The sequence below is a fragment of the Noviherbaspirillum pedocola genome, assembly GCF_016632335.1.
Lineage (GTDB): Bacteria > Pseudomonadota > Gammaproteobacteria > Burkholderiales > Burkholderiaceae_D > Noviherbaspirillum_A > Noviherbaspirillum_A pedocola.
On the sequence record NZ_JAEPBG010000010.1, the window covers coordinates 110,473 to 122,282 of the forward strand.

The following is an 11,810-nucleotide window of genomic DNA, read 5'->3' on the forward strand; positions in this document are numbered from 1 at the left end:
TTCATGCCGCTGCGACGCTCCACGCTTTCCCTCACCATTCCTCTCATTCTCGCTGCCTGGCAACCGGCCCAGGCACAGCAATCCGAAAAGTCGCTGGACGAAGTCGTGGTCAGCGCCAATCGCGGCGAGCAGCGCCGTTTCGATGCGCCGGCCGCGATCGATGCGGTGCAGGTCGATACGCTGCGCGCCGGCTCGCCGCTGGTGAATCTGTCCGAGCTGCTGTCCTCGGTGCCAGGTGTGGAGATTCGTGAACGGCAGAACTATGCGCAGGATCTGCAGATGTCGATCCGCGGCTTCGGCACCCGCTCGACCTTTGGCGTGCGCGGCATCCGCATCCTGGTCGATGGCATCCCGGCGACGATGCCGGACGGCCAGGGCCAGCTCTCCTCCATCGATCTGCATTCCGCAAAGCGCATCGAAGTATTGCGCGGCCCCCTGGCGCAGCTGTACGGCAATGCTTCGGGCGGCGTGGTCCAGGTGTTTTCTCAGGATCCGCCGGTGTCATCCAAACCGGTGTTCGCCGCCGGCATCGGCGCCGGTTCGGACCATCAGCGCCAGTGGGATGTGTCGGTCGGCGGCGGCAATGAAACCCTGGGCGCGACCATCGACGCCACCCGCTATCGCACCGACGGCTACCGCGACCACAGCGCCGCCGAACGCAACCAGGTCAATGCCAAGCTGGTCGCCCGGTCGTCTTCGTCGACCACGATCACCGGCGTATTCAACTACCTGAACCAGCCGCTGGCGCAGGATCCGCTCGGCCTGACGCGCGCGCAGTTTTATGCGAATCCGCGCCAGGTGGTGCCGCAGGCGCTGGCCTTCGACACCCGCAAGACCGTCGACCAGCGCCAGGCCGGCGTGTTGGTCGACCATGCGTTCTCGGACAGCGACAAAGTCAGCGCCCGGCTCTACGGTGGTACCCGCGGCGTGTTCCAGACGCTGGCCACCCAGAACAATGGCGTGGTCGACCTCGATCGCAGCTTCGGCGGCATTGGTCTGAACTGGACACACAAGACACGCATTGCCAACCAGCCGCTGCAATGGACCGTCGGCTTTGAGTCCGACCGGATGCAGGAAACCCGGCAGGGTTTTCAGAACAACGGCGGCACGCCGGGCGCGCGGTCGCGCTATGAAGATGACAATGCATCGAACTCGGATGTCTTTGGTCAATTGTCCTGGGCCTTCGCGCCGGACTGGGAAGCGATCGCCGGCTTGCGCGTTTCGCGGGTGGATCTCAACATCGGGGACCATTTGGGTAGCAACAGCGGCGGCACCAGCTACCACAACACCAGCCCGGTGTTGGGCGCAATCTGGCATGCGAATGACAGGCTGAATCTGTACGCCAACGTCGGCACCGGCTTCGAGACACCGACGCTCGCTGAAATCGCTTATAGCCCTAACGGCTCCAGCATTTCGAACGTTCCCAACTTCGCACTGCAGGCATCCAAGAGCGTGCAGGCCGAGGTTGGCGCGAAGCTGCGGCTGGAGCGCCATACGCTGGACGCCGCCCTGTTTACGGCGCGCAGTCGCGACGAAATCGTTCCGCTAATCAATAACAGCGGCCGCACCGTCTACCAGAACGCCGACCGGGTGCAGCGCCGCGGCATCGAAGCGGGCTGGACCGCGAACTGGCATCCGCTCTTGAAAACCCGTGTCGCCTATACGCTGGTGGATGCCTATTTCGACAGCAGCTACCGCAACGGCAACGTCACCATCCCGTCCGGCAACAAGCTGCCCGGCACGCCCGAACACAATCTGTTCGCCGATGTCGAGACCACGGTCGCGCCCGGCGCCACGGTGGCGCTGGAAAGCCGGTTCGAGAGCCGCACCTTCGTTGACGACCGCAATTCCGATGCCGCGCCGGGTTACGCGGTGTTCAACCTGCGCGCCGGCAAGGAAGTGAAGGCCGGACCCGGCACCTTCTATGTCTACGGCCGCATCGACAACCTGTTCGACCGCCAATACGCCGGCTCGGTCATCGTCAATGAATCCAATGCGCGCTATTACGAACCCGCGCCGGGACGCCGCCTCTTCGTCGGCCTGCGCACCCGGTTCTGAGCGGCGCCGATGAGCTGGATCGCGATCTATCTCGCCTGCGGCGGCGTCATCGGCATCCTGGCCGGCATGCTCGGCATCGGCGGCGGCATGACGCTGGTGCCGGTCTTGGCCGCGCTGTTCGAGATGCAGGGCTTCGCGCCCAACCATATCGTGCATCTCGCTCTCGGCACCGCGATGGCCTCGATCATCTTCACCGCCGCCTCCAGCGTGCGCGAGCACTGGCGCCTGGGCGGCGTCGATGCCGCCATCGTCAGGAGCATGGCGCCGGGCATGGTCACCGGCAGCTTTCTGGCGACGTTTGCCGCCGGCTGGATTTCGCAGCGCCACCTGGCGCTGGCTTTCGTGGTCATCGTGTACGCCGGCGCCACGCAGATGTTCCTGAACCGCAAGCCCGCCGCGGCGCGGCCGCTGCCGGGGGGCCTGCCGCTGTTCCTGTCGGGCCTGGCCATAGGCACCGTGTGCGGCCTGGTCTCGGCCGGCGGCGCCTTTCTCACCGTGCCCTTCATGCTCTGGTGCGGCGTGCCGCTGCGCAATGCGATCGGCACCGCGGGCGCGCTGGGTATTCCGGTGTCGGTGATCGGCACCATCGGCTATGTGATTTCGGGCTGGCGCATCGAAGGCCTGCCGCCGTATTCGCTCGGTTTCATCCTGCTGCCGGCGCTGGCCGGCCTGGTCTGCGGCAGCGTGCTGACCGCGCCATTCGGCGCGCGGCTCGCGCATAAATTGCCCGTGCTCACACTCAAGCGCATCTTCGCGCTGCTGCTCTATGCGCTGGCGACGAAAATGCTGGTGACGTACTGGTAGCGACTTCCGCACGATTCCATGGAGAGCGTCATGATTCCTTCCCTTCCTGAACTCCAGTCCGAACTTGCCGCGGGCAAGACCAGCTCGGCGCAACTGACCGAAGCGGCGCTTACACACATAGCCGATCCGGCTGGCGAAGGCGCGCGCGTCTATACCCGCGTCTATGCCGACACGGCGCGCGTGGAAGCGCAGGCTTCCGATCTGCTGCGCGGCGCCGGACTGGCGCGCTCGGCCATCGACGGTCTGCCCATTTCGATCAAGGACCTGTTCGACATAGCCGGCGAAACCACGCTGGCCGGATCGGTCGCGCTGCAGAAAGCGCCGGCCGCCACGGCCGATGCGGCGATCGTGCGGCGGCTGCGCGCGGCCGGCGCGGTCATCATCGGCCGCACCAACATGACTGAATTCGCGTTTTCCGGCCTGGGCCTGAATCCGCATTACGGCACGCCCAAGAACCCATGGGACCGCGCCACCGGCCGCATTCCCGGCGGCTCGTCCTCGGGCGCGGCGGTCTCGGTGACCGACGGCATGGCCGCCGCGGCCATCGGCACCGATACCGGCGGCTCGGTGCGCATTCCCGCGGCCTTCTGCGGCCTGACCGGCTTCAAGCCGACTGCGCGCCGCATCAGCACCCAGGGCGCGCTGCCGCTGTCGACCACGCTCGATTCGATCGGCCCGATCGCGCCTACGGTGGCCTGCTGCGCGCTGATCGACGCCATCCTGTCCGGCGAAGAAGCGCCCTTGCCCACGCCGGCGCGACTGCGCGGATTGCGCCTGGCGGTGCCGCAAACCGTGACGCTGGATGGCATGGATGCCGCGGTGTCGCGCGCCTTCGACGCGGCGCTGGCGCGACTTTCGGCGGGAGGGGCGATGGTGGAATCGATCGCGCTGCCGGAATTTTCGGAACTGGCGGGATTGCATGCCGGCGGCGGCTTTTCACCGGTCGAAGCCTGGGCCTGGCACAAGGAGCTCGTTGAGCGCGCCGGCGAGCGCTACGATCCGCGCGTGCTGTCGCGCATGCGGCGCGGCGAGCGCATGTCAGCCGCCGAGCTGATCGCGCTGATGGCGGCGCGCCGGCGCTGGATCGCCGCGGTCGAGGCGCGCATTGCCGGCTTCGATGCGATGCTGCTGCCAACGGTGCCTATCGTCGCGCCGACGCTTGCGGAACTGGAAGACGACGAACACTACTTCCGCACCAATGCGCTGGTGCTGCGCAATCCGAGCATCATCAATTTCCTCGACGGCTGCGCGTTGTCGCTGCCCTGCCAGGCGCGCGGCGAGGCGCCCGTCGGGCTGACGCTGGCCGCGCCCGGCGGCCGCGACCGCGCGGTGCTTGCCATGGGCATGGCGCTGGAAGCCTGCCTGCAGCAGGATTAAGGTTTGCAACCTGTCGCGTCAGGTTTGACGCGATGACCGCAAAAAGAAAGCCGCCGTGAAAACGGCGGCTGCGCTTTGATGCTCGTGGGGGATTACTTCATTGCCTTGGAGTCGGCCTTGGCATCGTCGTAATGGGCCTTCGCATTGGCCTTGGTCTGCTTGGCATGGGCCTTTGCCCTGTCCTTGCAGGCACTTTCCTCGGCGCCGCTGAGCTTGCTGCATTCTTCCTTGGCCGCGCTTTCACGGGCATCGGCTTTTTCCTTGGTGGCCTTGTAATCGCCCTTGGCCATTTCCTTGTGCGCCTTGGCATCGGCCTTTGCATCATCGGCGGCAAAGCTTGGTGCCTGCAGGGTGACTGCGACGAGGCCGATTGCCAGGGTGGACAGCAGTTTGTTCATGACGCGCTCCTTTGTGGTGTAAATGACAAGGCGCAGTCTAGAGTGGGATGCGCGTGTGGTCTGTGCGCTGCTGCACATACTGTCGAGGCAGGGGTAAAACGCAGGGTCTGCTCACCGTGCGGCCGGATGTATCCATCCCGAGCCGCACAGGGTGTAGCAGACCCTGTAGGCAAAGCCGTTGCGCGAACGCCGGTTCGCCGGTCGCGCAGCGACTCGCTCAGCCGCCGTGGTAAATGCTCAGCTGGCCGCTCGAATCGAACATCTGGCGTTGATACTGCAGCGCACTACCGGAAGACGTGGCATTCGAGCTGGTGCCCGAACCACCGGAAAAACCAGAACCCATCGACGAGCAGCCCGCCACCAGAGTCACAGCCAGAATCGCAAGTACCTTTTTCACGTTTTCACTCCTGAGAAATGCGTTGTGCACGCGGTATGCGATGGACACAACCTGACAGACCCGGTTCCGGATGCCGCTGTGCAGCATGAGAACTATCAAAAATCGCACGAGTGTCTGACAGAGCAGCGGAAAACGGCAAGGAAGAGCTATGTAGGCGCTATGGAATCGTGCAAACGTTTCCCGGGGCATGTTCCCGGCGTACTGTTGTGCAGTGCCGCAGCCGGACGAGGGGCAGGCCGGCTTTCGGCGATATCTGCGGGAAAGACCTTAAGGTCGAGCTCGCTCCGTACCGCGTGCTTCAAGCCGTTCGCTTTTGCAGCCAGCGCGCCGCTTCTTCGGCGCCCATTCTTTGCGCGGCATCGAGCGCGCTCAATCCGGAAGCGTCGCAGGCATCCGGATTGGCGCCACGTTCGATCAACAGCGACATTACTTCGATACGATTGAACATGGCCGCCAGCATCAAGGCCGTCTTGCCACCCGGCGCGGTGCCTTCCGGGTTGGCGCCATGGTCGAGCAGCAGCCGCACCATGGGTACATCGCCTTTGTAGGCAGCGCCAGCAAGCGGTGTCTGGCCCATATCGTTGCGCATCTCCGGGTCGGCGCCGTGTTCGAGCAGCGCACGCGCGGCATCGAGATGGCCGTGGTAACTGGCCAGCATCAGCAGATTGTCGCCGCGGTGGTTGCACAGATTCGGCGGCAGACGGTGCTCCAGCAAGTCCCGCAGCGTAGCCGCATCGCCGCTGCGAGCAAGCTGGAATACCTTCTGCGCAAAAGCCAGGGTGGCGTCATCGAGTTCCGCCACGGATGGCGGCGTCGTGCCGCCGGGTTTGTCATCCATCTCCGGCCCCATTGATCGATTGGCGGACTTCAGTATAGATAAGCGAACCCACCAAGTCCGCTTCAGCGCGCCGGCCATACCGTTATGCGCATGCTTCGATCAGCGCGTCGACTTTTCAAAAAGGAAAGTTTCCCGGCGTTTGCGCGAAATCAAGGCACAATAGCCGCTCGTCAATTTCCGGTCGACTATCGTTTATAGAGATCAGACGCCCATGAAGTCTTCCGTATTGCAGCGCGTTCCCCTACCCGTACAGCTGATTCTTTATCTTGCGCTGGTGCTGTCGCTGTTGTGGTCGGTGATCTTTCTCGACCTGCATCGCCTGCATCAGCAAGCGCTGTCCGGCAGCCGCGCCAGTGTCGACAATCTCGCGCGCGCCTTTGCCGAAGAAGTGAATTCCTCGATCAATGCCATCGATCTGACCCTGATCGAATTGCGCGAGGAATGGCAGAGCGGCTACAACGATTTCTCGCACGTGGTCGAACGCCGCCAGACCTATCTGGAAAAGGACGTCGGTTTCCAGGTGGCGATCTTGAACGCCACCGGCCAGCTCGTCTTTCTGAGCACGAAGTCCGATGGCGTGCCGACCAATTACAGCGACCGCGAGCATTTCAAGGTGCACGAGGGCCTGGCAATGGGCGACCGGCTCTTCATCAGCAAACCGGTGCTCGGCCGGGCTTCGCGGCGCTGGACGATCCAGTTCACACGGCCGCTGATCGATGCCAATGGCGCCTTCGCCGGCGTCATCGTGCTGTCGGTCTCGCCGGACTATTTCTCCCGTTTCTATCGCACCATCGACTTGGGGCGCGATGGCTCGATTACATTGGCGCGCGAATCCGGCGAAGTGCTCACGCAGTCGCCGGATACGCGCAACGGCGCCGGCCGGCAACTGCGCGGTCTGCCTTTTCTCTTCTCGCCTGGCGGCGTCAACGGCGGCTGGTTCGAAGGCAGCAATGGCGCGGACGAGGTCAAGCGGCTGTATGGCTGGCGCCGGATTCCGTCGCGCGAGATGGTGGTGATGGTCGGCCAGTCGCTGGACACCGTCTTCGCCCAATACCAGCAGCAGCGCGACGCCTATTTCCTCACCGGCGCCGGCATTTCGCTGGTGCTGGCGGCCATCGGCTATTTCCTGCTTGCCGGCCTGCGCCAGCGCGCGCAGGCCACGGCGCTGCTGGTGGAGAGTGAAGCGCGCTGGCAATTTGCGCTCGAAGGCGCGGCCGAAGGCGTCTGGGACTGGAACATCCCGGGCGGCGAGGTGCAATTCTCGCGGCGCTGGAAAGAAATTCTTGGCTACCGCGAATCCGAGGTCGACGGCGGCGTGGCGGCATGGCAGGAACGCATCCACCCGGAAGACAGGCCGGCTGCGTTGCGCGAACTGCAGGCGCACCTGGCCGGCGCCAACACCGCCTACAACAGCGAGCACCGGGCGCGTTGCCGCGACGGCAGCTGGAAGTGGGTGCTCGAACGCGGCATGGTGGTCAGCATGGAAGACGGCAAACCGTTGCGCATGGTCGGCACCCTGTCCGACATCAGCCGGCGCAAGGAAGCCGAGCGCCAGGACGAGCAGCGGCGCCGCGCGCTGGAAGACACCCGCCGCGCATTGCAGCAGGCGCAGAAACTTGAAGCGCTCGGGCGCCTCACCGGTGGCATCGCGCACGACTTCAACAACATCCTGCAGACGCTGTCCACCGGCATCACCTTCGCCTTGATGTCGAACCGGGACGCGCAACCGCGTACCGCGCTCGAAGCCTGCCAGCGCGCGGTCGAGCGCGGCGTGGAATTGACGCGCCAGCTACTGGTCTTCGGGCGGGTGCAGGATGCGCACCTGAAGACAGTCGATTGCGCATGCCAGATCCGCGACATGCGCTCGCTGCTGCAGGGCGCGCTGCCCAGCAATATCGCCTTTGCCATCGATTTGCCGGATAGCCTCTGGCCGGTGCGCATCGATCCGCTGCAGTTCGAGCTGGCAATGCTGAATCTGACGATGAATGCGCGCGATGCGATGCCGCAGGGCGGCAGCCTCAACCTGGTGCTGCGCAATGCTGTGGTTGGTGGCGGCGTCGGCGCGCTCGAGCCTGGCGATTATCTGCACATCACCCTGACCGACACCGGCGGCGGCATGAGCGAAGAGGTGCTGGCCAAGGCGCTTGACCCCTTCTTCACCACGAAAGCGGTTGGCAAAGGCTCGGGTATGGGCCTGGCGCAGGCCTATGCCTTCGCCCGGCAGATGGATGGCGAACTGTTGCTGCGCAATGCCGACGGCGGCCTGGAAGTGTCGATTTACCTGCCGCGCGCCAGCCAGGAAGCGGGGCTGCCTGCGCCGCAGATCGCCGCGCCCACCGCAAGCTTGCGCGCCAGCGGCAGGCTGCTGCTGGTCGAGGATGATGCGCTGGTGCGGCAAACGGTGCAGCCGGCGCTGCAGCAGGCCGGCTTCGAAGTCGAGGTCGCACATGACGCCGCACAGGCGATGCAACTGCTGGAACGGCGACAGGATATTGACCTGGTGTTTTCCGACATCGTCATGCCCGGCGAGATGAGCGGCATCGACCTGGCCGAATTTGTGCGCCAGCACTATCCCACCGTGCGGGTATTGCTGGCCACCGGCTATTCCGAGCACCGGGTCGACTCGACCGACATCCGCATTCTGGCCAAGCCGTATGGGATCGATGCGCTGATTGCTGCAATCGGCGAAGAGCTTGGCGCGGGCGCCGTTGCGCTTACTCAAGGCTGAACGGCCGTCATTGAATTCAGCCTTCCCCGGCACCATGGAAAATCACGTGTGCATTTCCTTGGTGCAAAAGCTCTGTCTTGGTGCGCGATTGTCGGCAATCCGCGCGTGCAAACGCACTCAACAATCCTGTTGCGTTCGATTGTTGATGGCATGCATCTCGCTATAGCACCCTGTCGTCTCGAAAACTTTCCCAAAGACACAGGAGCCCCCAATGCATGTGAAATCCCTTGCCGTATCCTTCGCGCTGCTGGCCGTTGCCGCCAGCGCCTTCGCCGAGGACGAAGCGCCGGCCAACCCGCTGACCGCGCATATCGACCTGGTCTCGCGCTACTACCTGCGCGGCAATACCACGACCTACGGCAACTTCAAGCCCGGTCCCGGCAATGCCGGCGCGGACGCGCCCGAAGCCGACAAGCCGGTGCTGCAATGGGGCGCGGACTATGTGCATCCGAGCGGCTTCTACGCCGGCTACTTCGGCTCGCAGATCAACTACTCGTACAAGCGCCTCGGCCAGTCCTATGACGACCGGTCCATCGTCACCGGCTTCCAGGACGACAAATCGATCGAGAACGATATCTACGGCGGCTACAACGGCAAGTTCGGCGACTTCGGCTATACGCTCGGTCTGACCGGCTATGTCTACATCAACGGCAAGTATGCGAATGCGCTGGAAACCAAGCTCGGTGTGTCCTACGGCGACTTCGGCCTGACCGCGCAGACGCTGTTGAACGACGTGGTCTGGGGCAACAAGGGCGACACCTATTTCGCGCTGAACTATACCCACGCGCTGCCGTACAAGATCAACTTCACCGGCAGCCTCGGCTATTACCTGTACAAGAAGGAAGGCAAGTTCCTCGGCACCACCGACACCGGCAGCGGCGCTTCCTGCGGTGCCGGTGCGGCCTTCAACATCAACGGCTGCTATGCCGGCAACGGCCCGATCGCCAGCGGCTTCCGCCACCTGATCGTGGGTTTCACCCAGCCGGTGTTCGACACCGGTCTGACCTGGGGCCTGCAGTACATCCTCGGCGGCAAGAACCGTTTCGATGTGAAACAGGACAATCGGGTGCTGGCGAGCATTTCGTACGGGTTCTGAGTTTTTCTGTCTGAGATGGAAGCCGCGTCCGGGATGACGCGGCTAAACACAAGCTTGTCTGGACAAGCCCATCACGTTCTACCACAATGGCCATATTGATCAATATGGTTAGGAGGGGCCGTGATTAACGAAGTCAATGCCGTCAATTTTCGGCAAAACCTTGGCGAAATGCTCAATCAGGTGCAATACCGGAACGACAGCATTGTCATCAACAAGGATGGCAAGCCGGTCGCCGCATTAGTAGACGCAGAGCTGTTTTCGCGCATTCGCCGTATGCGTGACCGCTTCGATGCGCTTACCACACGTATTGCCGAAGGATATGCGGGGCTGCCTGAAGCGGAGGGCATGAGTGAAATCGACGCTCTGGTTGCAGCAGAGCGGAAACGCTAATGACCAGTCTTCGAGTCGTGCTCGATACCAATGTCCTGGTATCGGGCTTGGCGTATCCGGGCAGTATTCCCGGCCGCATCGTCAACGCTTGGCGCCAGGGAGGACTGAGCGTAGTCCTTTCCCGCTATATCCTTGATGAAATGGTCAGGGTGCTGCCGCGTCTATCGAGAGTGTCGTTGAGCGCGAGCGAAATTCGCGACTTGGCCGACTGTTTTATGTTTCTGGCTGATGTCATCGAACCCGAAGTGTTGGAGGACGGCCGCTTGCGCGATGCGGCCGATCAGCCAGTCCTGGCCACATTGACCGCGTCCAGAGCTGATTACCTGCTCACCGGCGACAAAGACTTGCTGGCATTATCCGACACCTATCCCATCCTCACTCCGGCAGCGTTCTGGACGCGCCACGGCGGATGAGGTCGCGGGTATGTTTGCTGCCTCTGCTGTAATGCTCGGCTTTGAGATGTGCTTCGATACGCTGATTTGGCTCGTCTGTCAGAGTCATCGTCTTGCGTACGGTTCTCATGTCGCGCTCCACAAAGTCGACAGTGGTAGTCGATTTCAAAAATCCCTTTCCAAATCGGTGCTTGATCACGCAAGCATGCCCATTCATGGCGCGCCAGTCGGCTTTCACGCCCCATTCTTGCGCACTAACTGCGCACATCCTTACCAAACCCGCTGGCACCCTTATTGCAACACCGCTCCCCGAGAGTCGCGTGAGCCAGGGCACCGGCCGACACGCCTCAAAGACCGCTAGGGTTCCGGCCGCTTCGATGTGAAGGCGGCGCTGGTCCGAGAGCAGTCGGCTTCCTTTTCATCGAGGGGGCTCCACGGAGGGACAAAAGCCCGGGAGACAGCGTTTTATGTGCCGCGCTCTCTCGCCATGTCCCAACAACCAGGAGCCCGATTTGTCCGCCTCTTCCCCACGCCCGACACGCCCCGGCATCTGGCGCATCGCCGGCCACCTCGGCAGGCGCCAGTACTGGATGTTCGCCATGCTCGGCCTGATCGCGCCGCTCGTGGCCTGGGCGCTCCTGGCCGCCTCCGGCCTGATCAATCCGGTCTTTTTGCCCAGCCCGATACGGGTGCTCGAACGCGTCTGGACCTGGAGCATCGACGACGATCTGCTCGGCGACACCCTGATCTCGATCTACCGCGTCAGCGCCGGCTTTGCGCTGTCCGCCGTCATCGCCCTGCCGCTGGGCCTGTTGATCGGCGCGTTCCGGCCGGTGGCCGCGATGCTGGAACCGCTGACCGACTTCATCCGCTACATGCCGGCGGTGGCCTTCATCCCGTTGATCATGCTGTGGGTCGGCATCGATGAAAGCGCCAAGATCTCGGTGATCTTCATCGGCACCTTCTTCCAGATGCTGTTGATGGTGGCCGAGGATGTGCGGCGCACGCCGGCCGCGCAGATCGAAGCGGCGCATACGATGGGCGCCACCCGCTACGAAATCATCAAGCTGGTGCTGCTGCCCTCGGCCAAGCCCGCCATCCTCGATACGCTGCGCGTGACCATGGGTTGGGCCTGGACTTACCTCGTCGTGGCCGAACTGGTCGCGGCCAACTCGGGCCTGGGCTATTCGATTCTGAAAGCCCAGCGCTTCCTGAAAACCGACACCATCTTCGCCGGCATCATCCTGATCGGCCTGATCGGCCTTGTCATGGACCAGGCCTTCCGCTGGCTGCATCGCCGGCTGTTCCCGTGGGCGCAGGCAAGAGGATGAA

12 protein-coding genes and 1 riboswitch are annotated in these 11,810 nt (G+C 63.5%); of the genes, 8 read left to right on the forward strand and 4 right to left on the reverse strand.

All coding sequences use genetic code 11. The features are described 5' to 3' along the window. Positions 1–3: 3 nt before the first annotated feature. From JJB74_RS21125 to JJB74_RS21135, 3 genes are read left to right on the forward strand one after another with little or no spacing between them, the layout of a single operon-like run. Positions 4–2,058: a TonB-dependent receptor family protein gene (locus JJB74_RS21125; RefSeq protein WP_200595169.1), complete on the forward strand. Its 2,055-nt coding sequence runs from the start codon at positions 4–6 to the stop codon at positions 2,056–2,058. A 9-nt stretch (positions 2,059–2,067) separates the two neighbouring features. Continuing rightward, complete coding sequence (locus JJB74_RS21130; protein WP_200595171.1) at positions 2,068–2,862, forward strand: sulfite exporter TauE/SafE family protein; 795 nt, start codon at positions 2,068–2,070, stop codon at positions 2,860–2,862. 30 nt (positions 2,863–2,892) lie between these two features. Beyond that, positions 2,893–4,239 (forward strand): amidase, encoded by a 1,347-nt coding sequence (locus JJB74_RS21135; protein WP_200595173.1) that lies wholly within the window; start codon positions 2,893–2,895, stop codon positions 4,237–4,239. Between the two features lie 92 nt (positions 4,240–4,331). On the opposite strand, the gene JJB74_RS21140 is transcribed toward JJB74_RS21135, so the two are convergent. The 3 genes from JJB74_RS21140 to JJB74_RS21150 form a co-directional block, all read right to left on the reverse strand. Then, complete coding sequence (locus JJB74_RS21140; protein ID WP_200595175.1) at positions 4,332–4,637, reverse strand: hypothetical protein; 306 nt, start codon at positions 4,635–4,637, stop codon at positions 4,332–4,334. Positions 4,638–4,854: 217 nt separating this feature from the next. Continuing rightward, positions 4,855–5,034: a hypothetical protein gene (locus tag JJB74_RS21145; protein ID WP_200595177.1), complete on the reverse strand. Its 180-nt coding sequence runs from the start codon at positions 5,032–5,034 to the stop codon at positions 4,855–4,857. A 298-nt stretch (positions 5,035–5,332) separates the two neighbouring features. Continuing rightward, on the reverse strand, positions 5,333–5,872 hold the full coding sequence (locus JJB74_RS21150; protein ID WP_200595179.1) for an ankyrin repeat domain-containing protein: 540 nt from the start codon (positions 5,870–5,872) through the stop codon (positions 5,333–5,335). A 211-nt stretch (positions 5,873–6,083) separates the two neighbouring features. Between JJB74_RS21150 and JJB74_RS21155 the strand changes: the two genes are divergently transcribed. From JJB74_RS21155 to JJB74_RS21170, 4 genes are all read left to right on the forward strand, one after another. Continuing rightward, positions 6,084–8,600: a PAS domain-containing protein gene (locus tag JJB74_RS21155; protein ID WP_200595181.1), complete on the forward strand. Its 2,517-nt coding sequence runs from the start codon at positions 6,084–6,086 to the stop codon at positions 8,598–8,600. A 211-nt stretch (positions 8,601–8,811) separates the two neighbouring features. Next, entirely contained in the window at positions 8,812–9,696 is an 885-nt protein-coding gene (locus JJB74_RS21160) for a TorF family putative porin (RefSeq protein WP_200595183.1), read from the forward strand. 120 nt (positions 9,697–9,816) lie between these two features. Next, entirely contained in the window at positions 9,817–10,086 is a 270-nt protein-coding gene (locus JJB74_RS21165) for a type II toxin-antitoxin system prevent-host-death family antitoxin (protein WP_200595185.1), read from the forward strand. After that, positions 10,086–10,499, forward strand: a complete 414-nt coding sequence (locus tag JJB74_RS21170) for a putative toxin-antitoxin system toxin component, PIN family (RefSeq protein ID WP_200595187.1) — start codon at positions 10,086–10,088, stop codon at positions 10,497–10,499. The genes JJB74_RS21165 and JJB74_RS21170 overlap by 1 nt, the downstream gene beginning before the upstream one ends. Here JJB74_RS21170 and JJB74_RS21175 read toward each other — a convergent pair. Next, on the reverse strand, positions 10,462–10,716 hold the full coding sequence (locus JJB74_RS21175) for a hypothetical protein (RefSeq protein WP_200595189.1): 255 nt from the start codon (positions 10,714–10,716) through the stop codon (positions 10,462–10,464). The genes JJB74_RS21170 and JJB74_RS21175 overlap by 38 nt on opposite strands. A gap of 108 nt (positions 10,717–10,824) precedes the next feature. Continuing rightward, a riboswitch (guanidine-I (ykkC/yxkD leader) is annotated at positions 10,825–10,937 on the forward strand. A 53-nt stretch (positions 10,938–10,990) separates the two neighbouring features. On the opposite strand from JJB74_RS21175, the gene JJB74_RS21180 reads away from it, so the two are divergent. Beyond that, entirely contained in the window at positions 10,991–11,809 is an 819-nt protein-coding gene (locus JJB74_RS21180; RefSeq protein ID WP_234484483.1) for an ABC transporter permease, read from the forward strand. Position 11,810 lies beyond the last annotated feature (1 nt).

Excerpts from the sequence above, each read along its gene's own strand:
- JJB74_RS21125 (WP_200595169.1), top strand. The coding sequence starts at position 4 with ATGCCGCTGCGACGCTCCACGCTTTCCCTCACCATTCCTCTCATTCTC.
- JJB74_RS21130 (WP_200595171.1), top strand. The coding sequence starts at position 2,068 with ATGAGCTGGATCGCGATCTATCTCGCCTGCGGCGGCGTCATCGGCATC.
- JJB74_RS21135 (WP_200595173.1), top strand. The coding sequence starts at position 2,893 with ATGATTCCTTCCCTTCCTGAACTCCAGTCCGAACTTGCCGCGGGCAAG.
- JJB74_RS21140 (WP_200595175.1), bottom strand. The coding sequence starts at position 4,637 with ATGAACAAACTGCTGTCCACCCTGGCAATCGGCCTCGTCGCAGTCACC.
- JJB74_RS21150 (WP_200595179.1), bottom strand. The coding sequence starts at position 5,872 with ATGGATGACAAACCCGGCGGCACGACGCCGCCATCCGTGGCGGAACTC.
- JJB74_RS21155 (WP_200595181.1), top strand. The coding sequence starts at position 6,084 with ATGAAGTCTTCCGTATTGCAGCGCGTTCCCCTACCCGTACAGCTGATT.
- JJB74_RS21160 (WP_200595183.1), top strand. The coding sequence starts at position 8,812 with ATGCATGTGAAATCCCTTGCCGTATCCTTCGCGCTGCTGGCCGTTGCC.
- JJB74_RS21170 (WP_200595187.1), top strand. The coding sequence starts at position 10,086 with ATGACCAGTCTTCGAGTCGTGCTCGATACCAATGTCCTGGTATCGGGC.